Below are 24990 nucleotides of genomic sequence, written 5' to 3' on the forward strand. Positions count from 1 at the left end.
TTTCAGAAGCTAACAAAATTGATACAGGAAGAAAAAAAGGGATATTCAAATATAATTTTGTATCAAAATTACCAGTATCCGAAACATAAATTATACTTCCTGTCACATAAATTCCCTTTCTTTGCAACATCAAAACACTACTCGGGAAAGCATGTTTTGAGAGGTAATCCTCAGCGATTACAAAATGAAAAGCATATTAATTAAAATCTAAAAACATGGAAGGCATAAAAAAAATACTTCTATTTGTACTTGTACTTCTCCTTACAAGTATCACTTCATTTGCCCAACAGATTCAAGTGAAAGGTACTATTGTTGATAAATTGAATGGCGAGTCCATTATCGGTGCTTCTGTTGTGGAAGTTGGTCCTGTCAGTAATGGAACGATTACAGACATTGACGGCAATTTCACATTATCCGTTACTTCGGGAAGCACATTATCTATCTCTTATATAGGATATAAAACGATTGCAGTAAAAGCTCAGCCAACTTTACGTATTGAGTTGGAAGAAGATTCACAACTTATTGACGAAGTAGTGGTGACCGGTTATTCTACCCAGCGTAAAGCAGATTTGACAGGTTCGGTTACCGTAGTATCTACCAAATCGTTGAAAGCGACATCAAGCACTGATCCAATGAAAGCTTTGCAAGGTAAGGTGCCGGGCATGACAATTACATCAGACGGCTCGCCAAGCGGTGTCGGTACGGTACGCATTCGTGGTATCGGTTCTTTCAATTCTTCTCAAGATCCTTTGTATGTGATTGACGGTGTACCGACCAATGCTACACTCAATTCACTGAATACTAATGACATTGAAAGTATGCAGGTGCTGAAGGATGCAGCTTCGGCCAGTATTTATGGTTCGCGCGCCGCTAATGGTGTTATTATTATAACCACTAAACAAGGTAAAAAAGGCGATAAAGTTAAAGTAGACTTTTCCGCTAACTTAACGGCTCAGTTCTATACTCCACAGTCCATGATGGAATTATGCAGTACTCCGGAGTATGCTACAGCTATGGCACAGGCTGCTTTAAATGATGGTTTAGATCCTGTGGCCTATGCCAGTAACTACGGTCTGAACCTGAATGCTAAAACCGGAATGGGCATTTCCGTTTATAATCCGGCAACCAAACAATATCAGGATTATGTAGTGAACGGCCTCTATGACGGCTATATCAACCAGTCTAAAACAATGAAATGTTCGAATACGGATTGGCTGGATACGATTTCCCGGATTGGCTTTTCTCAGATTTACGATATTTCATTGTCTCATGCCACAGACAAGCGTTCATCCATGTTTTCATTAGGTTACAAAAAGAATACCGGTATTTTGAAGTATACTGACTTTGAAAATATTTCGGCCCGTATGAATTCTACATATCATGTGAACAAGCATATCAGCGTAGGTGAGAATTTCACAGTGACTTATACAAATCAGGTCAATTCTTCACCAATGGAGAATGCATTAAAGATGGCGCCTACCGTACCGGTTTATGAAACGGATGGAATGACATTTGCCGGACCTGTAGGCGGCATGAGTGACCGCCAGAACCCTTTACGAGAACTCTATCAAAATCGTGACAACCGTTTAGAGGTATGGCGTCTGTTCGGTAATGCTTACGTAGATATCAAACCTGTTACAGGGCTGGTTCTTCGTTCCAATTTCGGTTTGGACTATGATGCCGCATTCATTCATTCAATGGGATATACCTTTCAGTCGGACATCGTGAAGAATGATACGCCAAGTACTACTGTATCTCAAGCCAATGACTTAAAATGGACTTGGTCCAATACAGCCAATTATAATTTCAAATTAGGAACAGGCCATAGCTTTACCTTGCTTGCCGGCATGGAACTTTTCCGTCAGAAACGCGTGGATATGTCCGGATATGCCGAAGACTTTGCTATAGAAAACCCTGACTATATGTGGCCGGATGCGTCTACCGGAGTTCAGAAAGCTACCGGCATTGAGAACGGATATTCCTTAGTGTCTTTTTTCGGAAAGGTTGACTATAATTGGCAAGACTTGTTATTGGCTTCATTTACTATTCGCCGCGATGGTTCCAGCCGTTTCGGTAAAAACAATCGCTATGGCACATTTCCGGCAGCGACATTAGGATATCGCATTTCGAAGATGTTGAATGAGGAATGGATTGATGATCTGAAATTGCGTGTTTCTTGGGGTAAAACCGGTAATCAAGCCATTTCAAATACAGCCCGTTATTCTATCTTTATAGCCGACTATGGACAAGACCGGGTAACTTCTACTGCTTACGACTTATATCTGCAAGGATCAGGCAACTTTCCTTCAGGCTTTCGTACCAGCCAGGCTGCCAACAACAATTTAAAGTGGGAAACTGCCGTCCAATATAATATTGGTCTTGACTTTGCTTGCTTTCAAAATAGTTTGTATGGTTCAGTAGACGGTTACATCAAAGATGTAGAGGATATGCTGATTTCTCCGGCTTATTTGGGAGCTATGGGAGAAGGAGGCGCTTCATGGTCCAATGGTCCTTCATTGCGAAATTGGGGTATGGAGTTCGCCTTGGGTTATCGCAATTCCTTAAAATGCGGTTTAGGCTATAACATCAATGCAAACCTTGACTTCTTCCGCAACAAAGTTACTTATCTTCCTTCCACGGCTACAGGCTCGTATGCACATACCACAAAAGAGAATCTGGTAGAAGCCGGTGTGCCTTACGGTTCCATAGTGGGTTATGTAGTGGATGGTCTGTATCAGAATAAAGAAGAAGTTTTAGCCTCCGGTCAGGAAAATGCCCGTGTAGGCGGTCTGAAATATGCGGATCTTGATGGTAACGGTGTGATTAATTCAGATGACCAAACTTGGATATTCAACCCGGTTCCGGACTTTTCTTATGGTCTGAATATCGAATTGAACTATAAGAATTTTGACCTGGCAATGTTCTGGCAAGGAGTATGCGGACAAGACGTATATAATAACCAAAAGTACCAAACTGATTTTTGGAGTTTGACAGACGCTGGTTCCAATAAGGGTAGCCGGTTATTGGAAGCATGGACTGCCGACAATACAAGTTCTACCATTCCTGCACTGACCACCAACAATACAGGTGACGAAGGACGCGCTTCCAGTTATTTCGTGGAAAACGGTTCATACCTCAAACTACGCTCTTTGCAGTTAGGATACAATGTACCTACATCTTTTCTGTCCAAATTCAAAATGAGTAGCGCCCGTTTCTATGTATCGGGGCAGAATTTACTGACAATCAAAAGTAAATCACTGACTTGTGCTGATCCAGAAAACTCCAATTGGGCCTATCCGTTAGCTACTTCCATTTCATTTGGTATTCAATTAGGTTTCTAATATTTAATATATAGATCAGATTATGAAAAAGATTTCTATTATAACCATGATAGCTGTATTCGGCTTTCTATTCAGCAATTGCGATGATTTTATTAATGTTTCTCCGAGTGGTGTCATTGATGATGAAATAGCTTACTCCAGTCCAGAGGAAATGGTAACGGCAGCATACGCCATGCTGGGCAATTGTTGGTATTCCTATCCGTTCAATTTATGGCCTTATGGTGACGTATCTTCCGACGACTGTTTGAAAGGCGGGTCAGGAACTACAGATACGGGGTATCATCCTATGGAGATATGGTCTACGTTGACCGCTACTCCCGGTGAATTGGATGAATTGTGGTATCGTCTTTACTGTAATATATCCCGTTGTAACCGTGCTTTGATTTCCTTGGAACAATACGGCAACGAAAAATTAGGAGCCGATACTAAAGCAATCCGCATTGGAGAGATAAAATTTCTGCGCGCTCACAATTATTTTAAATTGGTGACTATGTTCCGTCAAGTGCCTTGGATTGATGAACAAATACTACAGAATGGTTTGCACGAACAGACCCGCAATGATGAATTTACGTATGGGGAACTGTTTGATAAGATTATCCAAGATTTTCAGAATGCATACGATGTTCTGCCCAAAGAGCAAGCTGACGGAGGCCGCGTGCACAAAGTGGCTGCCGCCGCCTATCTGGCAAAGTGCTATTTAACTTTGGCATGGGGTGACGGCTACGAACCCACCAATGGTTTGAACCACATCAATAATGAATATATGCAGAAGGTAGTGGACTACACCGATGATGTAGTGAATTCTAAATATAATTATGCGGCCGATTATGGAGATATCTTTTTACCGGAACATAAAAACAGTGAAGAATCTGTTTTTGCAGTGCAATGCTCCGATTACCAGGACGACAATACAAAATTCGGACGTGCCAACTGGTCCAACATGCTAAATGGTTGTTGGGGAATCTGGTCTTGCGGTTGGGATTTCCATAAACCGTCACAGAACTTAGTGAATGCTTTCAAAACCCAAGACGGTCTGCCAATGTTTACAGATTACAACAAGGAAACAAATTATCCGATAAACGGAAAAGTGACAGGGCAGAAGTGGGATCCCCGCTTGTTCCACACGGTAGGTATGCCTACATTCCCTTATAAATATGAGACGGAATACACGCTTACCAAAGAAAATTCCAGAACACCGAATACGTATGGATATTATACCTCACTAAAAGAAGTGCCGCAACGTTCCAAAGGAGAAACTTATAATGGTTCCTGGCAGGCCTTTGCCATGAACGATTATATATTCCGCTATACTGACGTGATGTTAATGCGTGCCGAAGCTCTCGTAGAATTAAACCGCCTTGCCGAAGCCGGACAGATTATCAATGACATCCGCCAGCGTGCCGCCAATTCTGTCAATAAGCACATTGCTTATGCCGCAGAACAATGTGAAATAGCACTTTACCCAAGTACGTATTTCCAAGATAAAGAGACTACACGCAAATGCTTACGCTGGGAACGACGTCTAGAAATGGCTATGGAAAATGGACGTTATTTTGACTTAAAGCGTTGGGGCATCGCTTCCGAAACATTGAATGCATATTTCCAATCGGAGAAAGCTTCTGTCTACGAAGGGCAATCATATGGTCAATATTATAATGATGCATATTACACTGCCAACAAAAATGAATTTTACCCGATTCCATATAATCAGTTGTATTATGTGCCGGGACTTTATGTTCAGAACAAAGGTTATTAAAAACAACTATATAAATGCATACAACCATGAGAAATATATATTATTTATTTTCTTTGTTTACCCTGATCCTCATTTCAAGTGCCTGTCAAGATAAAGACATAGAGAGAGAGGGAATGAAACTGAATGCCATTGATGAAAAAGATATTATCGGTGAATTACAAGGTGACAATTACATCTGGACCTGGCCGGAACAAGATAATTTGCAAATGCAGGTTACAACTTATACCAACGGCACCAAAGGCGGAACCATATTAGTTCAAGGAAACAGCTATACGCATACTGCGGTAGATACCAACATTGAATATATGTATGTATTCAAATTAACAGATGGTAGCAACTACTCCACAGGTATAGTAAAAAATTACATGCGAAAAGGAGCTACCCAAGTTACGGGTGTCTCAATGGTACAAGTTGACAAGCCGGGAGGATATGACGCAAAAGTGGAGTGGTCAGCTCCCACAGACGCAGAGAACATAACCTTCAGCGCAACAAACGGCAAACGTACTATAAACGAGACACTGGCAGGCAATATCACGGAATATCTCATTATGGATGTGAAAGTGGATGACGTCTGGAATGTTTCGTTGACAGCCGTCAATGCCAAAGGAACTTCCTTATCCGCTACCGTTTCTTTGAAAATAGGCAAAACAGCCATTGGCTTTCTTAGCGCTTATGCCACTCCCGAAGAGTTGCTGAAGACCGGTGACGATGATGAAGCTTCGGCTTGGTTGTGGCTGAAAAACGAATATCCTACAGCAGAATACATTTATTTTGGTGACATTGTTTCTGCCGGACAGCTTGATCTATACCGCGTTCTCTTCTGGATGCGTGACTTGGAAGGAGTCGGAGAAAACGAAGTATGGAACATGCCTCAGGTTGCAATAGATGCAGTAGAACCCATTAAAGCATGGTACGCTGCCGGAGGCAGTTTACTGCTGTGGAGTCATGCCATTCCCTATATCACCAACTTGGGACGCATTGATGCTGAGATATTACGTAACAATGACCGTGCCATCGGTACAGGTTTCGGAGGATGGAACGGTGATGCATGGTCTATGGCGGTTCAGCTACATCCCGGAAGTAAATTCAAGAAAGATTTTTCCACACATCCTATATACAGGGGGCTTGATGTCGTAACAACAGACCGCACGAAATTGATAGCTTTCAAAGGTGCCGGCTGGACGGAAGATCATAACTGTTTGTTCTTCAACCTACCTTCCATCCTTACAGGACTGGGCAATCAAGAAGAAGCCTGTTATTCTTTACTGACAGAACAGTATGGAATTTATCCACTTGGCATTTGGGACTCACAAATAGACTGGGTGTCACAATTGAACGTATGGGAAGCACAACAGGGTAACACCGAATTCAAGGGAACTATCCTTTGCATAGGAAATGGAGGCTGTGAATTTTCCATGAGAAATCCGGACGGCACACCCGATATCAGTGCCTATCCACAAAATAACATCTATCAAGACAATGTCTTAAAACTGGCTAAGAATAGTTTGGAATATCTGAAAACCCGATAATTTTAATAGTATGAAAAAACATTTATACCTCTTTGAATTAATTGCTGTCTTATCAGCATTCGCCATACTTTCTTGTACTGATAGCAAGTTTGATGAGCAACCCCAACTTCCTCCAATTGAAGAAGATGGTGGTAAAGGAGAAATACCCGTAAGTGGATATGACGAACCATATCGCCCACTGATACATTATACACCTGCCAAGAATTGGGTAAATGACCCGAATGGAATGGTTTATGTTGATGGTGTGTATCACCTTTTTTACCAATATAACCCGCAAGGCAACGAATGGGGAAATCTGAGTTGGGGACATGCCACCAGCACCGATCTTATCAAATGGAAAGAGCAACCGGTAGCACTGACAAGAGATGAATTGGGAGATATATTTTCCGGTTCTGCCGTATATGACAAAAACAATACAGCAGGCTTCGGAACAAGTACCATTGTGGCTATCTACACTTCCAGCGGACAGTATCAGCAACAGAGCTTGGCTTATAGTACAGACGGACAAACTTTCACTAAATATACTCAAAATCCAATTATTGCTAATAGCACTGAACCTGATTTCCGTGACCCGAAAGTATTCTGGCATGAAGAAAGCCAACGCTGGATCATGGCCTTGGCTATGGGATGGAAATATGCCATTGAATTTTGGAGTTCTCCCGATCTGAAGAACTGGACCAGGCTCAGCTCCTTCTCCACTGATATAGTCTCGTGTAATCGCGGTCAGTGGGAATGCCCTGATTTGCTGCGTATGGAATATAACGGCAAGGAAAAATGGGTACTGATTGTCAGTGTCAACCCGGGAGGTCCGGTTTCCGGTTCCGGAATACAATATTTTATCGGAGACTTCGATGGGAGGCAGTTTGTTGCTGATAGTTATAATTATCCTTTATGGTTAGACTATGGCATGGATAATTATGCCGGCGTGACTTGGAGCAATACGGCTAACAGGACTATCCTTATAGGTTGGATGAACAACTGGAATTATGCCGGTGTTGTGCCTACATCTCCTTGGCGATCAGCTATGACCCTCCCACGTGAATTAAAACTTATAGAATACGACGGGAAACCACTTTTAGCGAATACTGTAGTGCGTGAAATTGAGACTATTGCCGGAGAATGGCAAAACGTAACATCGGAATCATTGAATATCAGCGGGCCTTATCAGCTACGTCTGGAAATTGATATTACCAAAGACGGTACTTTTTCATTGGCCAATGAAAGCGGTGAGTATTTGGAAATATTTGTCAGTGCAACTACCGGAAAGTTGGTAACCCGTCGCACCGGTAATACGGGACTAATATCCTTTGCTTCCAATTATGCCATTCCTACTATCAAATCGCCATTCAATACTGAAGGAGACAAAATTATACTTGATATTTTTGTCGACCAGTCTTCAGTAGAGATATTTACCCAAAACGGTTCGATGGCTCAAACCAATCTTATATTTCCACGCAGTATATACAATCGTTTACAAACTACTGATATGGAACTAAAAGCACAAATACGTCCACTTGATAATATCTGGATGTAACATAGCCGGAACAGAGCTTAAGATAGTCCAAGAGGTACTTTTTAATCTCCTCTTGGACTATTATGCTTTTCCATTTTCTATAAATTAACCATCCCTATTTCTCTATAAATCAGTTAAAGTGTATTCAATCCTCCCCCTGCATTTACGAATGCCGGAAAAACGCTACATTCCGCATGATTTCCTTATATCAATGAATTAATGCTCCTCCTTAGACAGCCAGATACTAAAGAAAAGGTCGTACACCTGATAAGAGTCACGTTCTTTTGTGATGAAATCCTTATCAAGCAATCCCGCCAACGCTGAGCGCACAGAACTGGGAGATACCAATCCATGACGTTTAGAAAAGGCACCGGAAACTACATTACGCGCCTGTCCTTCCCGATTGATGGCAATCAGCACCTGTTTCTGTTTTTCGGGCAGTTGGTATAATAATTCGGCATAAGTATCTGCTGTGAAATTAACAATGTAGTTGATAGCGTCTTCTATCATTTCCATACCACATATAGCTCCCTCAGGAGTTTTCAGAAAAAGGATATTCATTATTTTCTGCAAGTAGAAAGTCCCGCCATGAAAACGGTCGTAAAGCACATTCACCACCTCGGGCAAAAGTACCTTTTTATATTCTCGAAAATGACAGATAGCAAACTCTGTATACTTTTCAAGAGGGATAGGAGGCAAATTCATGATAGTGACACTCTGGTAAAACGGCCGTGAGGGAGAGGTGAAAATAGTCCCCATCAGATGACGCTGTGAGCCGGAAAAAACGAAGCGGGCATTACTACAATATTGCACATAGGTACGTAATGTAGCCTCAATAGTATCTTCCGGATACTTCCCTATCTGCTGAAATTCATCAATAGCTATCAAGCATGGACGGTCAGCATGCTGCAAATAATGGAATATCTCATCAAGAGAAGCGGCAGGATTGGTTATGTCGCCAAGTCCTATGTTCCAGGAAGGAACTCCACCTATATCATAAGTGATACCTGCCTGTAAAGAAGCAATAGCATTCACAAAAATCTCCCAGACTTTACGCCCCCGCGGTTTCAAAGCATCCAGAATAACCTTTCCGAACTTGTTCACGAAATCACGCAACGAACGGGTAGCATAAACATCTACTATAAAAGTATAATAGTGTTCCTCTACCTCAGGTTGGGAAAAACAATGACGAATCAAATCCGTCTTTCCATAACGACGGGGAGAAATAAGTGCTATGTTATTTCCGTTAAGCAGCAACGTTGTAATATCTTTAGTCTCTGTTTCCCGGTCGCAGAAATACTTTGGAGAAACATAACCGTTAGTTACAAATGGATTATTCATATCAGACTTACTAAAGTTTGTAGTCCGACAAAGATAAGAATAAAGAAGCGCATTGCCAAATGATGATTGCCACTTTATAGCAATCATCATTTGGCAATGCGTTTACAATATTTTGATTAATCACTGAAAGTCATACTTCGCCGCACATGCATAACCTTCTTCATACAAATCAGTCAATTTCCTGATATCCCGTTCGATACGGTCGACCGTTACAGGTTTCTGCGGACGGATTACAGTAATCTCTCCTGCCGCTTCCATACGTTCCACCATCTCCAACTGCTCGTTGTATACACGGCAACGGCGGCTTAAAGCCTCACGCATCTTTGGGTATTTACGGTACAGGAAAGAAGGTATATGCATATCCTTCGCTTCTTTACGATATCCTTGATTACGGGTAAGCACTACCACATTATGAGTAAATCCCTCACTCCTGGCACGCATCAGAGGAATACTGTCGACAATACCTCCGTCAAGCATCGGCTCATTATCCACATAAGCAATAGGGCAGACAAAAGGCAGGCTGCTTGAAGCACGCACAATGTCAATCACACGATGCTTGTCCCGTTTCTCCTCAAAATAGTTAGCCTCGCCCGTCACACAATTTGTAGTCACCATTTCATAGCGCTCCGGGCAAGAGAAATATGCTTCATAATCATAAGGAAGAATATGCTCGGGGAATTCCTGGAACAGCAGATCGAAGTCCATAATATTACGTTTCTTCAACAAATATTTCAACCCGATATACTGATATTTCTCCAGTAAGTCAATGTTACTGTACTTGGCACGTCCGCGCTGACCGGACATATAAGAAAGTCCATTGCATGCTCCGGCACTGACTCCGATAGTATAGGGGAAGCGGATGCCACGGTCCATAAAGCTGTCCAGCACGCCACAAGTGAAGACACCACGCATGCCGCCGCCTTCAAGAACCAATCCTGTCTGGGGGTTGATATGTATCTTTTTCTCCATAATTATCTGATAAAACGCTCCAAAGATAGCTTTTGTTTCCGAAATCTCCCTATCTTTGTGGCAGTAACAATCATTTAATATCAATTTAATTATGATGAAAAAGTCAATACTTATTGCCACTTTAGGCTTATTGAGTTTCAATGTGTCAGCACAGGACACTCCGAAAGCGGAAGAAGGCTTCATCTTCACAACCGTTAAAGAAAACCCGATTACTTCCGTTAAAAACCAAAACCGTTCCAGCACATGCTGGAGTTTTTCGGCTCTTGGTTTCCTTGAAAGCGAATTGCTGCGTATGGGCAAAGGCGAATATGATTTATCTGAAATGTTTGTGGTACACCACACCATGATGGACCGCGGCGTGAACTACGTACGCTATCACGGTGACAGTTCTTTCTCACCCGGTGGAAGCTTCTACGACATCATGTTCTGCCTGAGAAACTACGGTCTTGTTCCGCAGGAAGCTATGCCGGGCATCATGTACGGTGACACATTGCCGGTACACAACGAGTTGGATGCCGTGGCCGGTGCTTACGTAAACGCTATTGCCAAAGGCAAACTGACCAAACTGACTCCGGTATGGAAGAAAGGCCTGTGCTCTATCTATGATACTTACCTCGGCAAGTGCCCCGAAAGCTTCACTTACAAAGGAAAAGAATATACTCCGAAGACATTTGCCGAATCCCTCGGAATCAATCCGGACGATTACATATCTCTGACTTCATTTACCCACCATCCATTCTACACTCAGATGAACATCGAAATCCAGGACAATTGGCGCAACGGCCTTTCTTATAACCTGCCTTTGATGGAATTCATGTCTGTTATCGACAATGCCGTTAACAACGGTTACACTGTAGCTTGGGGTAGCGACGTCAGCGAAAGCGGTTTCACTCGTGACGGTATCGCCGTTATGCCCGACGCGGATCGTGGTGCCGAACTCACCGGTTCTGACATGGCACGCTGGACAGGTCTTACAGCTGCCGACAAACGCAAAGAACTGACTTCCCGTCCATTACCGGAAATCACCGTAACTCAGGAAATGCGCCAAACAGCATTCGACAATTGGGAAACTACCGATGACCACGGTATGCTTATCTACGGTATAGCCAAAGATCAGAACGGCAAAGAATACTATATGGTGAAAAACTCCTGGGGTACTAACAACAAATACAAAGGTATTTGGTATGCTTCTAAACCTTTCGTTGCTTACAAGACTATCAACATCCTGGTACACAAAGATGCAGTGCCCAAGGCGCTGTTGAAGAAGCTGGGAGTTAAATAAAGTATGAAGTATGAAATATGAAGTATTAAGTATGAAGTATTAAATATGAAGTATGAAGTATGAAGTATTGAAGCTGCGCTGTAAAGCAACACACTTAATACTTAATACTTCATACTTAATACTTCTCTTTCATTTCATCATCCTACTATTAATATATTCCGTAAACTGATCCTTATAATTCTCTCCTACCGGAATATAAGTCTCTCCAAAAACGATGCGCAGGCGAGAAACTTCCGTTATCTTTTTCAAATTGACAATATAAGAACGATGTACCCGCATAAACTGAGAGGGAGGCAAAGTTTCTTCCAGACGCTTCATGCTGAGTAAAGGCATAATGGGCTTAGCCTCTCCTTCTACAAAGATACGTACGTATTCACTCATTCCTTCAATATATTTAATATCTGCCAGGTTGATACGCGTAACGCGGTAATCACTCTTCACAAACAGAGTACCGTCATTGAAAGAAAGTTCGGACGGGGCTGACGGTGGAGCAACTGTTCCATGACCTTTAGTACGAAATTCCCACCATTTATACGCTTTATCCACCGCCTTCAGGAAGTCTTGAAAGCCAAACGGTTTCAGCAGATAATCCAGTGCATCTACTTTGAAGCCTTCGACGGCATACTCCGAATAAGCTGTTGTGAAGATAACCAACGGCTTTTCCGTCAGGGAACGTACAAAGTCCATCCCATTCAGATCGGGCATATTGATATCGACAAACATCAGATCAATCTTTTGTGCGGAAAGAACACTCATAGCATCGAAAGCGTCTTGGCAGGAAGCTACAAGATTCAGAAAAGGTACACGGGAGATATATCCCGTCAGTTGGGTAAGAGCCAACGGCTCATCATCAATAGCTATACAATTTATCATAATATACCTCCATTCTGTATTAACTCACCGGCACAAGCAACTGCACATCAAAGCAATCGGCCGTATCATCAATAGATAGTTTATAACGCTCACCGAACAACAGACGCAAACGCTTACGGATATTATCAAGACCGATACCGTGGTGCTGATCTTCGGACCTATAATAATTACTGTTGGAACAAACGAAATGAATTTCCTCTCCCACCACCTGCAAACAGACTGATACGAATGAAGCATGCTGATAACTGACACCATGCTTAAAAGCATTCTCTACAAACGAAACAAACAATAGGGGCGGTACTTGTACTTCGCCCGTATCCGTAGGAAAAGATACATCTATCCGCACTTTATCCGTATAGCGGATGCGCATCAACTCTATATAATGATTGAGGAACTGCAACTCCTTGGAAAGCGATATCAAGCGGTTATTCGATTCATAAAGCACATAGCGCATTAACCGTGAAAGCTCGACAATGGTTTGTTTGGCCTTCTCCGTATCAATATCCACCAATGCATGTATATTATTGAGAGTATTCATGAAGAAGTGCGGATTTATCTGGTATTTCAGATAATCCAACTCCGTCTGAAGATTGTTATGCTCCAGTTCTTTCATAGCCTCCCGATCGCATACTGACTTAAAAAACAGCTTAACAGCAATGTTGAAACTGAACATAAGCAAAGCTATCAGCATGCGCCCCAGAAAAGGTCCACGAAACAGGGGCACAAAGAAAGGCATCTCTTCGAAAGGCGGACGCGGGAAGTCAGAATGCCGAGGATCAGGACGTTCCCCCCGTACAGACGGCATATCCGGTCCCGAAGGCTTACCGGGAGCATCATGCTCTCTCGGTCCGGGACCTTCCTTTCCCCGGTCGCGCATTCTCTGTTCTATTTGCTGCCGCTTCATGACAGGACGACTGGGAGACACCATATCCACTACCCAGAAAGTGAACGTAGATAATAATATGGCAACTACTACATACACTACCACTTTCTGCTTCAGGAAAAGGAAAGGAGCAAGCACACGATTATTCAACAAGAAAAGGAAAAAGAATGGCAACACATTGAGCCATAAAATAAAAACTCCTTTCCATCGCATCACTTCCACCTTACCCGATAAAAGTTCGAAGAAATTGCTTACCACCGGCACCATCAGTACGATAAGCCACACAGCAATGTAGATCATCATTTCCGGCAGGTAACGTTTATAGGTAGCACGGGCAAACACTTTCTTCATGTTTTGTTTCCTTTTTAGAGATGTCATGGCAAATATAGCAGACTTTCGATTAACTAACAAAAGAAATAGACAAGGAGGAGCTTTTCATCTGAACCTGTTGTATAGATTCCACCAACAGTCAATCCATAGAATTCAGTACCTCCGGTCACCGAACCGCCTGTATAAATCGTATAAGTGGTGCCCGATGCCAACTTCGAACTGCTGAACAACAATGTCATTTGCGAATAAGCACGGGGAATAGTGTAAGACATCACCTGATCAGAACCTTGAATACTCAAAAGCGTACCTTTACTACCCGAACCGCCATAGATAACCGTGCGTTGTGTACAAACGCTGGACGTGGGAGTACTAGTGCCGCCACTGATTCCCAAGATAGTTCCTCCTGTTATCTTAAAAGTATTCTGATCGCAGTCAAATCCTTCCTCGGGAGATGTAGTACCGATAGAGACAATCGTACCACCGGTAATAGTCAGGGTACCGTTAGAATCGACACCATCATTTCCACTGCTGTAACAATAGATATTGCCACCGTTGATAACAATGCTTTTAGAAGCATTCATACAGTCATCATAAGTTTACTGTGACATGTGCTCCGTTTGTGGTTACTGTAACCCCACTCACAGAGCCTGTCACCGTTGCCAAACCATTAGCATATGCTATTTGTATGGAAGAAGCGAATGATGAATTCTCTATAAAGTCATCATATTCGTCATCATCCTTGTCGGTTATGATAGTTTCAGCTATTTCAACATATGAATTATCGGCTATATCTTCCCACGAAACATCAAAGTCAAGTAATGTACCCGAAGCATCCGAACTGCCTGAACTTCCACCGGGATTCGTTCCCCCATCCGTTCCGTTCTCTCCCCAATCATCAAAAGGACTATCAGCACTACACGCGACACACAAGCAGAAACACACTGCATAAATCCCTATTTTCTGTATTCGTTTCATTTCCATCATTTATTTATGTGACTAATAAATCATTCACTTAAAACTTAAACGTATATCCCGCACCTACTACGTGCCCGTTCGTCTCGTCATCATCTGCATGATTCTGATACCGATAGAAAAAATTGCAGGACCGAATATATCCAGCATTTCCGCTATATCCTTCAATGTTTCTTCTGTTATCATACCTGTTTCGTTTCTGCGACAAATGTAACCGCAGGAGTGAAACAAAGAAAATAGATTCAACCAACAAGTGATTTTTAACGATAAACACAATCAAAAACGATGTGTTTTTTCTACCCTCTTTTGCTCAAAACCGTTCTGTATGTGCATTTTTTGCCCGCATTTCTTGTCAGAACGAACAGTTTGACTAATTTTGCACGCTGATAATTAGTTAACCGGATAATTTCAGTAGCTGGACACCGTGTACCTCCTACTCCTATTCCCGGCGATGACACTCCAAAGAAATACTAATACTAATAATTAATAACATGAGTTTGAAAATCGTAGTATTGGCTAAACAAGTTCCCGACACACGTAATGTTGGGAAAGATGCCATGAAAGCCGACGGAACCATTAACCGTGCGGCACTCCCCGCCATCTTCAACCCCGAAGACTTGAACGCTCTTGAGCAAGCCCTCCGACTGAAAGATGCACATCCGGGCTCTACCGTAACCATCCTGACAATGGGACCGGGACGCGCAGCCGAAGTTATTCGTGAAGGAATGTTCCGCGGTGCCGACAACGGCTATCTGTTGACCGACCGTGCTTTTGCAGGTGCAGATACCCTTGCCACTTCGTACGCTCTTGCTACTGCCATCAGGAAGATAGGCGAATATGACATCATCATCGGCGGACGCCAGGCTATCGACGGTGACACGGCTCAAGTGGGTCCGCAAGTTGCTGAAAAGCTCGGTCTGACACAGATCACTTATGCCGAAGAAATTCTGAATGTGGAGAAAACTACCGGACGTGTTGTCGTGAAACGTCACATTGACGGTGGTGTGGAAACTGTAGAAGGCCCTCTGCCCATCGTTATTACTGTGAACGGAAGTGCAGCTCCCTGCCGCCCACGCAACGCTAAGCTGGTACAGAAGTACAAACGTGCTCTCGGTGCACAGGAAAAAGCTGCTATCACCAAAGAAGGCGCTACCCTGCCTTATGCCGACCTCTACGAGAAGTATCCTTATCTGAACATCACCGAATGGAGTGTGGCAGACGTGAACGGTGACCTGGCACAATGCGGTCTCAGCGGTTCGCCCACTAAAGTAAAAACCATTCAGAACATCTCTTTCCAAGCCAAAGAAAGCCGTACACTGACCGGAAGCGACCAGGATGTAGAAGATCTTATTGTTGAACTACTCGCCAATCATACGATTGGCTAAGCTACGAGCAACAAGCGACAAGCTACAAGTTGCTGCGCCATTATACTGAATAGCACTTGTAGCCCGTAGCTAGTAGCTAAAAACTAAAAGTTATGAATAACGTATTTGTATATTGTGAGCTTGAAGGCACCGTAGTTGCCGAAGTAAGTCTCGAACTCCTTACCAAAGGACGCAAGTTAGCTAACCAACTGGGCTGCCAACTGGAAGCCGTTGTTGCCGGTACTAACCTTGCTGGTATCGAAAAACAAGTATTACCTTTCGGCGTCGACCGTCTTCACATCTTCGACGCTCCGGGCTTGTTCCCCTATACTTCACTGCCCCACTCTTCCGTACTCATCAATTTGTTCAAGGAAGAAAAACCGCAGATCTGTCTGATGGGCGCCACTGTTATCGGTCGTGACCTCGGTCCGCGCGTTTCTTCTGCACTGACCAGCGGATTGACTGCCGACTGTACTTCACTGGAAATCGGTGAGCACGAAGATAAAAAAGCAGGTATGGTATATGAAAATCTGTTATATCAGATCCGTCCCGCCTTCGGTGGTAACATCGTGGCAACCATCGTCAACCCCGAACATCGCCCGCAGATGGCAACCGTTCGTGAAGGTGTGATGAAGAAAGAGATTCTTAATGACAAGTATCAGGGCGAAGTTATCAACCATGACGTTGCCAAATATGTACCGACTACAGACTATGTAGTAAAAGTAATCGACCGCCATGTAGAGAAAGCGAAACACAACCTGAAAGGTGCTCCTATCGTCGTAGCCGGTGGTTATGGTATGGGTAGCCGTGAAAACTTCGACATGCTGTTCGAACTGGCTAAAGAACTTCACGCTGAAGTAGGCGGCAGCCGCGCAGCTGTTGATGCTGGCTTCTGCGACCATGATCGTCAGATTGGCCAGACAGGTGTTACGGTACGTCCGAAATTATATATCGCCTGCGGTATCTCCGGACAAATCCAGCACATCGCCGGTATGCAGGAGAGCGGCATCATCATCTCTGTCAACAATGATGAGAATGCTCCGATTAATACCATCGCCGACTATGTAATTAATGGCACGGTGGAAGAAGTGATCCCGAAAATGATTAAGTACTACAAACAGAACAGTAAGTAAGCTATGGCTAATTTTTATACCGAAGTTCCTGAATTGAAGTTCCAACTGAACAACCCGATGATGGAACGTATCTGCGAGCTGAAAGAGCGCGGATACGAAGATAAAGACAAATTTGACTACGCTCCGCAGGACTACTCGGATGCGATGGACTCTTATGATAAGGTGCTTGAAATCACCGGAGAAATCACTGGAGAAATTATTAACCCGAACGCTGAAGGCGTGGACGAAGAAGGTCCTCACTGTGCCGACGGTCGCGTAGAATATGCCAGCGGTACGAGACAAAACCTCGATGCCATGGTGAAAGCCGGCCTGAACGGCATGACTATGCCCCGCCGCTTCGGTGGATTGAACTTCCCGATCACTCCGTATACCATGTGTGCTGAAATCGTGGCTGCTGCCGATGCCGGTTTTGGTAATATCTGGTCTTTGCAGGATTGTATCGAAACACTGTATGAATTCGGTAACGAAGATCAACACAGCCGTTTCATTCCACGTATCTGCGCCGGAGAAACCATGTCTATGGACTTGACAGAGCCTGATGCCGGTTCTGATTTACAGAGCGTAATGCTGAAAGCCACATTTGATGAAAAAGAAAATTGCTGGCGCCTGAATGGTGTAAAACGTTTCATCACAAATGGTGACGCTGACCTGCACCTCGTACTAGCCCGTTCGGAAGAAGGAACCAGAGATGGCCGTGGACTTTCCATGTTCATCTATGACAAGCGCGAAGGTGGTGTAGATGTACGCCGTATCGAGAATAAGTTGGGTATCCACGGTTCTCCTACTTGTGAACTTGTTTATAAGAACGCAAAGGCTGAACTTTGCGGTGATCGTAAACTCGGTTTGATCAAGTATGTAATGGCATTGATGAACGGTGCCCGTCTGGGTATCGCTGCACAGTCGGTAGGTTTGTCACAAGCTGCCTATAATGAAGGTCTGGCATATGCAAAGGATCGTAAACAGTTCAATAAAGCTATTATTGAATTCCCGGCTGTATATGACATGCTGGCTATCATGAAAGCTAAGTTGGATGCGGGTCGTGCTTTGTTGTACCAAACTTCTCGCTATGTGGACATTTACAAAGCTTTGGATGATATCTCCCGCGAACGTAAACTGACTCCGGAAGAACGTCAGGAACAAAAGAAGTATTCCAAACTTGCTGATGCCTTTACTCCGCTGGCCAAAGGTATGAATTCCGAATATGCCAACCAGAATGCTTACGACTGTATTCAGATTCACGGTGGTTCCGGTTTTATGTTGGAATACGCCTGTCAACGTATCTACCGAGATGCCCGTATCACCAGCATCTACGAAGGTACAACTCAATTGCAGACTGTAGCTGCCATCCGTTATGTAACAAACGGTTCGTATGCCGCTACTCTCCGCGATTACGAAACAATTCCTTGCAGCGAAGAAATGCAACCGTTGATGGATCGCTTGAAAGAGATGACGAATAAGTTTGAAGCTGCCACCAATGCAACGAAAGAAGCTGCCAACCAAGAACTGTTGGATTTCGTAGCCCGTCGTCTTTACGAAATGGCTGCTGTATGCGTGATGTCTCATCTCCTCATTCAGGATGCTACCAAAGCTCCTGAGTTGTTCGCGAAATCAGCTGTTGTTTATCTGAACTATGCTGAAGCTGAAGTAGAAAAGCACTTCAATTTCATCCGCAAGTTCAAGGCTGAGGAGTTGGAAAGCTATCGCAAGTAATTGACTGACGAATAAGATAAAGAAAGCTGTCTCCACCAAAGAGACAGCTTTCTTAGTTTATACAAGTCAGAGACTTATCTTTCTATAGGTTTCGAATCACATTTCTGTCCTATAAAGAATACATAACCAAAAAACTCTTTATACCGCTGATAGACCAGAATATCCTTCTTCATCAGAGCAACGAACTTCTGTGCCGCTATGCTGTTATCATTCTCTTACAGAAAGTCCCGCATACGGGTTTCCATCTGGGCATAATAGTTGACCACCCAGCAACATTCGGAAACAGCGATATAACCTCCGCCCGGAAATGATTTCTTTAGCCAGAAGGTATTCAGCCGGATAAATTTCGTGACCGATGCCATACAGGTGAGATAGCTTATAGCCGAATCTCTGATAATAATTGGGATCACCCAACAGGAAAGCCGCCCCGTAGCCTGACGCTTCGGCAATGCGGAAACCTTCTTTCATCAAGGCAGAGCCAATACCTGCATTGCGGTATTCCAATAACACAGACAATGGAGCCACCATCAGGGTATCATACTTGCTGCCGTCCGGTTGGGCGACATACGTTTTTGTAAACATGACGTGCCCTATCAGTTGCCCGTCAAGTTCTGCCACTAAAGTATGCAAACGAATAAATAATCAAAAAAATAATGCTGCATGTCTGTGAATCAGTTTTTTTCGTGTACATTTGTCAAAGCTAAAATTAGACAGCTATGATAGAAATTCCTGAATCTACTACCATTAGCCGCCAGGCAACAGACGTATTGAAAGGCAAGATTGTTGCCGATGTAATGAACGCCACCAGTCCGCACCGCTTTGCCTGGTTCAATGGAGACGCAACGAAATATCCGGAACTCTTGATAGGAAAGACCATAGAATCCGTCAATGGTTACGGCTCTTTCATTGACATCTGTTTCAATGAAGATACCCATCTGGCCATCGGTGACGGCACCCATATGAAATATTATACCGCCACAGAGAAATGCCCTACTAAATTTCAGTTACTCATCGCTTTTGAAGATGACACGTATCTCGTCTTTACAGTAGCCATGTATGGTGCCATCTATGCTTTTAAAGGAGAATTTGATAATATCTACTACCGTGGCGGCATAGAAAAAGTTTCCCCGATGGAAGACCGTTTCGACTTTCCTTTCTTTGAAAGCATGATTGCAGGCATCGGAAAAGACATTTCGGTGAAAGCATTGCTGGCTACGGAACAACGCATTCCGGGACTGGGTAACGGTGTATTGCAGGACATTCTGTACAATGCCCGCATCCATCCCAAACGAAAAATCAGCACCTTGTCCGCTGAAGATAAAGAACAGCTTTTCTATGCCGTCAAAGACACGCTGGCGGATATGATTGAGAAAGGAGTGCGTGATACGGAAAAAGACTTCTACGGAATCCCCGGCAAGTACATAACCCGGCTTTCCAAGAATACATATACGAAGCCCTGCCCGCAGTGCGGTTCACGAATCATAAAAGAGGCTTATCTGGGCGGCAGTGTTTACTATTGTCCATGCTGCCAGCAATAAAACAAGCGTACTTTAATACACAATCCAATGAAGCTATTTACTATTCTACTATTATTATCATGCTTCATCTCATGCGGTCTGCGCCCCCAAAAGAGCATAGACGACCGCATCAATGAAGCCATCGAGCTGCAAAAGAACAAGCAACCGGAAAAAGCCATGGCAATCTACTACCAGGTACTTCCAGAGGTGGAAGACCTGAGCAAACGCTCCGTGATATGCTATAATTTAGGAGTAATGTACCTGTGGGACCGCGTATTCGACAAAGCATACGATATGCTTCATCAGGCTTACGTCTGCGACTCGATCCTGAAAGATACCTCCGCCATGAGTAGCCGGCTCAACTGTATGGGAAGTGCCCTGAATCACATGCAGGACTCCTTAAATGGAGAACGGCTGCAAAGAAAAGCCCTGTGCCTGGCACATGCCGTAAACGACTCCGCCATGCTCTACGAACTATACAGCCACTTTGAATATATGCACCAGCGCCTGAGGCAATGGGATTCGGTAGCCCACTACATACAACTTGCCATCCGCTATACCCCCGCAGGCCAGTCTCCATCGAAACAATATGCCGTTCTGGGCGAGGTATACCGCATGAAAGGCGACGCAGACTCCGCCCGTTATTATTATAAGAAAGGAATGGCTTGCCCGGAGATAGACGCACGGCTGCCGGCTTATTTTTATAGCGCCCAGTTGGAATCGCACCTCGACAACCATCAGAAAGCCTACGAACACCTGCTTGCCTACACCATGAGTGCTGATACCATCTACGCCCAACAAAAAACCACCGAGCTGGAAAAACTGGCTTACCAACATGAAGCCGAAATGAAAGTGCGCATAGTAAAAGAAAAACAACATCTGTACATCGGCTTAGGCATTTTAGTGCTTGTAACCGCCACCTTCATCTTCCTGCTTTTTGTGCAAACTCTCCGGAAACGGAAACGTATCATCCGGCTGGAATACGAGAACGAACTGAAAAATCTCCGCGAGAAAATAACTTTGCTGAAAGAGAACTTACACTCCGAAAGCCACGAAAAAGAACATATGCTGCAACAAATGGAAGAACAAATCAGCCAGTTGCGCAGCATTTCCTTCCGTCGCACTCCCATCTCCCGCCGCCTCGACACTCTTGCCGCTCAAAACAGCAAGGAAAAGAAGAACATCAAAGTGATGACCGAAAAGGAACAGACCGAGTTGAAACAAGTCATTTTCGAAATCTACGGAGATTACATCTGTCAACTGCAAAACCAATATCCCAAACTGACGGAAGCGGATTTGCTTTATTCCTGTCTCGCTTCTACCGGATTAAGCACTTTCGCCATCGCTCTTTGCTTCGGTAACACCGACACCGGCATCGTTGCCCAACGCAAACGCCGGTTGAAGCTAAAAATGGAGACGGAAGAGGCAAACGAAGAGTAAAATGTCATAACCGACCATAGTATTTCACTCATTTACAACGGATTGATTTTTTAGAATGTCATCCGTTTTTTTTCTTTTCCAGCCCGCACAGACCTAACTTTGTTGCATCAAAACATATAACTAAACGTATGCAGCAAAGACACGAAAATAGAAAGACTTACTTTCAGGAACTGGCAGCGACCAGTGAACTTCATTTCCTTCCCTACATTCACCGATTCACCTCCGTCACTCCCCAAAGCCGGATTCTTGAAATCAGTTGTGGCGAAGGTGGAAATCTGATACAATCATGAGGAACCGCATTCAAGAGCTGGACTATCTTAAATGCCTGTTTATCATACTCATGGTCATTTTCCACCTGAGCTATATAGGAGGTAAGTATCCGTACGTCAAAAGCATCGTATATACTTTCCATATGTCCGCCTTTCTGTTGATTTCGGGTTATCTGATTAATGTGCATAAAAAGCCGAAAGTTTTTCTGAAAGCGATGGCATGGATATTCATTCCATACGCCATTATGGAAATCAGTTATGCCTGCATGTCTACGCTGTTTCCCGTTTGGGACGGGATAAAAGAAATCAGCGCCTCAGTTCTATTCAGCAAAGTGCTGCTTGATCCCATTGGGCCTTACTGGTATCTACACACATTCATATTATGTGGCACAAGCCATTATTTCGTACATACTTATCTCCGGGCAAATCCATTTATCCGTCTGTTGGCAACAGGCAGTCTTCTTCTACTTTTCTCCGACGTCTTTCATTTGCTGACATTTGCCAATGCTTTCTATTTCATGGCAGGCACCGCTATCCATCTAGGCAAACGTTCGTTCCTGTCTTGTTTTCCCTCTTCTTTTCTTGCCATTATCCCTCTGATCTTTCTGTGCAGTCAGCCGGAGAATCTGAACAGAGGCACTTTAGGAGGAATATTAATCACCGGACTGGTCATCAGCTTCTCGCTGTACATCTACAAATATCTCCCCTATACAGTGAAACAGGCTTCCCTGTTCATCGGAAAGAACACATTGCCCATTCTTCTTTTCTCCCCCATCTTTACCGCACTATCCAAACTCTTTCTGCCTCTCTTTTCATTCGACCCGACAGGAATATGCTTTCTCTGCACCGCCACAGCCACCACCCTGTACGGTAGCATTTTCATGGCATTCTGTCTGGATAAAGCACGCCTCTCTCCTTTCTTCTTCGGGAAAAAGATGCTCATATAAAAAATTGGCATTTCAATAGAATTAAATTCATTACCGCTCCGAAATGAGTGAAGTGTTTTCGTTTATTTATCTAAATTTATTACCAACTTAAAAACAAAACGTAACCATTTGATTATGAGCGCATATAAATAGGGGCTATCTCAGTCGTATACTTAGGGTACCTCAGTCGTATACTGAGATACCCTAAGTATACGACTGAGGTACCCTAAATATACGACCCGAGGTAAGTATCTGCTTTTTGTAAAATAATATTCTCTTCAGATATCATCTGAACAGCCTCAACTGACTGCGCAACTCATGAAGTTCCCGTTGCATCTCTTCCATACGCTGCAACAGATGATGAATGGCATCGATCCCTTCCATATTGATGGACAAGTCATAATACATGCGGCTATAACGTTCCACGTCCGGCAGTTGGGTAAACGTCAGATAACGTTCACCACCTTCGGTTGTTACATCTATCAGACCACCTTCCTGCAACAAGTCAATAAACGACGGTTCGATGTGGCATTTGCGACAATATTCGCTGACTATGATTAATTCGTTCTGCATGGTACTACCTCCTTTTAGTTCATACTTTGAAGTTTACGGAACAGCTCTTTCTGTTCTTCCGTCAAGTTCGTCGGCAGTTTCACGGAATAAGTCACAATGAGGTCACCGAACTGTCCTTCTTTCTTATATACAGGGAACCCCTTACCTTTCAGACGGGCCTTCGTGCCATTCTGGGTTTCGGGTTTCACTTTCAGTTTCACCTGTCCGTTCAAAGTGTCCACCAACTGGTCGCCACCCAAAAGAGCGGTATAAAGATTGATGGGCACGTCTACGTACAAGTCATCGCCCAAACGTTTGAATACCGGGTCGTCCGCAATCACAAACGTAATGTACAAGTCACCGGCAGGGCCGCCGTTCACACCTTCGCCGCCGTAACCTTTCAGCTTGATAACTTGTCCGTTCGCCACTCCGGCAGGAATGGTGATACGCACATTCTTTCCGTTCACGGTCAGAACCTGCTTATGGGTTTGTGCCGCATCGCGGAGAGACAGACTTAAATCTGCATGATAATCCTGTCCGCGGAAACCGGCATTAGCGCCTCCACTACGTCCCCGATGTCCGAACATAGACTCGAAAAAGTCAGAGAAACCGCCACCGGCACTTCCGGAAAACTCCTGCCCGTCGGATGAATACCAGTAACTGCCGTTGCCATCCGAGCCATATCCTGCGCCCGAACCACCGAAGCCGCCACCTCCAAATCCGCCGAAACCACCGGCACCCGCCTCCTGTCGGGCTCGCTTCTGAGCTTCAAACTCATCGGCATGCTTCCAGTGCTCGCCGTACTCATCGTACTTCTTACGCTTTTCAGGATCGCTCAGCACTTCGTTCGCTTCATTAATTGCCTGAAACTTATCCTTGGCAGTAGAGTCGTTCGGATTCAGGTCAGGATGATACTTGCGTGCCAACTTGCGGAACGCTTTCTTTATATCATCCTGACTTGCCTTTTTGTCCACCCCAAGGACTTGATAATAATCTATATAAGCCATAGTCTATAATTTTAGTTTTTTCTTATATACCTTATCACAAATAACGCACCAAGCCCACCTTTTGAATACTAAAATACGTAAACGAAAATTAAAAAGAAGTATTACAGACTACAATACAAAGATACACAACTAATTAACCCTTCTATACAATCCTTATTAACACTATTTGAATTTTAAAATAATGTAAACGACACATAACATCAATTAATTATCCCTACTAAAAGTTCCTAAAATAAGCGGAAAACACTTTATTTGTATTTGAATAATGCAGTTACGGAGAGCA

Annotated in this window: 20 protein-coding genes and 1 pseudogene; 12 read left to right on the top strand and 9 right to left on the bottom strand. The window is 43.8% G+C overall.

The features are described 5' to 3' along the window. Positions 1–215: 215 nt before the first annotated feature. The 4 genes from K6V21_RS25110 to K6V21_RS25125 are packed head-to-tail and all read left to right on the top strand — an operon-like array spanning position 216 to position 8160. A complete protein-coding gene (locus tag K6V21_RS25110) occupies positions 216–3341 on the top strand; it encodes a SusC/RagA family TonB-linked outer membrane protein (RefSeq protein ID WP_118402457.1) in 3126 nt (1041 codons plus the stop codon). A 22-nt stretch (positions 3342–3363) separates the two neighbouring features. Further along, positions 3364–5097, top strand: coding sequence for a RagB/SusD family nutrient uptake outer membrane protein (locus K6V21_RS25115; protein WP_118402458.1), 1734 nt, complete (start codon positions 3364–3366; stop codon positions 5095–5097). Positions 5098–5123: 26 nt separating this feature from the next. After that, positions 5124–6626 (top strand): DUF4960 domain-containing protein, encoded by a 1503-nt coding sequence (locus K6V21_RS25120; protein ID WP_118402499.1) that lies wholly within the window; start codon positions 5124–5126, stop codon positions 6624–6626. Between the two features lie 10 nt (positions 6627–6636). Then, positions 6637–8160 carry a glycoside hydrolase family 32 protein gene (locus K6V21_RS25125; RefSeq protein ID WP_118402459.1) on the top strand — a complete coding sequence of 508 codons (1524 nt, stop codon included), beginning with the start codon at positions 6637–6639 and terminating at the stop codon, positions 8158–8160. 195 nt (positions 8161–8355) lie between these two features. On the opposite strand, the gene K6V21_RS25130 is transcribed toward K6V21_RS25125, so the two are convergent. Together K6V21_RS25130 and K6V21_RS25135 are read right to left on the bottom strand one after the other, a co-directional pair. Beyond that, positions 8356–9480: an AAA family ATPase gene (locus tag K6V21_RS25130; RefSeq protein WP_181991762.1), complete on the bottom strand. Its 1125-nt coding sequence runs from the start codon at positions 9478–9480 to the stop codon at positions 8356–8358. A gap of 120 nt (positions 9481–9600) precedes the next feature. Next, complete coding sequence (locus tag K6V21_RS25135; RefSeq protein WP_044263435.1) at positions 9601–10449, bottom strand: patatin family protein; 849 nt, start codon at positions 10447–10449, stop codon at positions 9601–9603. A gap of 94 nt (positions 10450–10543) precedes the next feature. Between K6V21_RS25135 and K6V21_RS25140 the strand changes: the two genes are divergently transcribed. Then, entirely contained in the window at positions 10544–11731 is a 1188-nt protein-coding gene (locus K6V21_RS25140; RefSeq protein WP_224322094.1) for an aminopeptidase C, read from the top strand. 129 nt (positions 11732–11860) lie between these two features. Here the strand turns inward: K6V21_RS25140 and K6V21_RS25145 are convergent, their stop codons facing one another. The 4 genes and pseudogenes from K6V21_RS25145 to K6V21_RS25160 all read right to left on the bottom strand — a co-directional run bounded on the left by K6V21_RS25145 (position 11861) and on the right by K6V21_RS25160 (position 14792). Then, entirely contained in the window at positions 11861–12604 is a 744-nt protein-coding gene (locus K6V21_RS25145) for a LytR/AlgR family response regulator transcription factor (protein WP_118402460.1), read from the bottom strand. 19 nt (positions 12605–12623) lie between these two features. Next, a complete protein-coding gene (locus K6V21_RS25150; protein WP_224320282.1) occupies positions 12624–13838 on the bottom strand; it encodes a sensor histidine kinase in 1215 nt (404 codons plus the stop codon). Positions 13839–13927: 89 nt separating this feature from the next. Continuing rightward, positions 13928–14410: pseudogene (locus K6V21_RS25155) on the bottom strand (hypothetical protein); the annotation flags it as partial. After that, the gene (locus K6V21_RS25160) at positions 14406–14792 is read right to left on the bottom strand and encodes a hypothetical protein (protein ID WP_224320284.1); all 387 of its coding nucleotides are present in this window, start codon (positions 14790–14792) and stop codon (positions 14406–14408) included. The gene K6V21_RS25160 and the pseudogene K6V21_RS25155, both read right to left, overlap by 5 nt. Before the next feature lie 488 nt (positions 14793–15280). Between K6V21_RS25160 and K6V21_RS25165 the strand changes: the two genes are divergently transcribed. The 3 genes from K6V21_RS25165 to K6V21_RS25175 all read left to right on the top strand — a co-directional run bounded on the left by K6V21_RS25165 (position 15281) and on the right by K6V21_RS25175 (position 18996). Continuing rightward, complete coding sequence (locus K6V21_RS25165) at positions 15281–16174, top strand: electron transfer flavoprotein subunit beta/FixA family protein (RefSeq protein ID WP_007217365.1); 894 nt, start codon at positions 15281–15283, stop codon at positions 16172–16174. Positions 16175–16266: 92 nt separating this feature from the next. Next, positions 16267–17286, top strand: coding sequence for an electron transfer flavoprotein subunit alpha/FixB family protein (locus tag K6V21_RS25170; protein WP_217715369.1), 1020 nt, complete (start codon positions 16267–16269; stop codon positions 17284–17286). A 3-nt stretch (positions 17287–17289) separates the two neighbouring features. Next, complete coding sequence (locus tag K6V21_RS25175; protein ID WP_217715368.1) at positions 17290–18996, top strand: acyl-CoA dehydrogenase family protein; 1707 nt, start codon at positions 17290–17292, stop codon at positions 18994–18996. A gap of 207 nt (positions 18997–19203) precedes the next feature. Here the strand turns inward: K6V21_RS25175 and K6V21_RS25180 are convergent, their stop codons facing one another. Next, positions 19204–19578 (bottom strand): GNAT family N-acetyltransferase, encoded by a 375-nt coding sequence (locus K6V21_RS25180; RefSeq protein WP_254883046.1) that lies wholly within the window; start codon positions 19576–19578, stop codon positions 19204–19206. Between the two features lie 134 nt (positions 19579–19712). On the opposite strand from K6V21_RS25180, the gene K6V21_RS25185 reads away from it, so the two are divergent. The 4 genes from K6V21_RS25185 to K6V21_RS25200 all read left to right on the top strand — a co-directional run bounded on the left by K6V21_RS25185 (position 19713) and on the right by K6V21_RS25200 (position 23169). Then, positions 19713–20534, top strand: a complete 822-nt coding sequence (locus K6V21_RS25185; protein WP_217715367.1) for an endonuclease VIII — start codon at positions 19713–19715, stop codon at positions 20532–20534. Positions 20535–20561: 27 nt separating this feature from the next. Next, positions 20562–21953: a hypothetical protein gene (locus K6V21_RS25190; protein WP_224320286.1), complete on the top strand. Its 1392-nt coding sequence runs from the start codon at positions 20562–20564 to the stop codon at positions 21951–21953. Positions 21954–22081: 128 nt separating this feature from the next. Then, positions 22082–22243 carry a hypothetical protein gene (locus tag K6V21_RS25195; protein WP_224320287.1) on the top strand — a complete coding sequence of 54 codons (162 nt, stop codon included), beginning with the start codon at positions 22082–22084 and terminating at the stop codon, positions 22241–22243. Continuing rightward, complete coding sequence (locus tag K6V21_RS25200; protein ID WP_224320288.1) at positions 22240–23169, top strand: acyltransferase family protein; 930 nt, start codon at positions 22240–22242, stop codon at positions 23167–23169. Before K6V21_RS25195 ends, K6V21_RS25200 begins: the two co-directional genes overlap by 4 nt. A 264-nt stretch (positions 23170–23433) precedes the next feature. Here K6V21_RS25200 and K6V21_RS25205 read toward each other — a convergent pair whose 3' ends face one another. Next, on the bottom strand, positions 23434–23721 hold the full coding sequence (locus tag K6V21_RS25205) for a chaperone modulator CbpM (protein WP_025831563.1): 288 nt from the start codon (positions 23719–23721) through the stop codon (positions 23434–23436). A gap of 14 nt (positions 23722–23735) precedes the next feature. Then, positions 23736–24707, bottom strand: a complete 972-nt coding sequence (locus K6V21_RS25210; protein ID WP_217715364.1) for a DnaJ C-terminal domain-containing protein — start codon at positions 24705–24707, stop codon at positions 23736–23738. Positions 24708–24990 lie beyond the last annotated feature (283 nt).

The organism is Bacteroides cellulosilyticus (assembly GCF_020091405.1).
Lineage (GTDB): Bacteria > Bacteroidota > Bacteroidia > Bacteroidales > Bacteroidaceae > Bacteroides.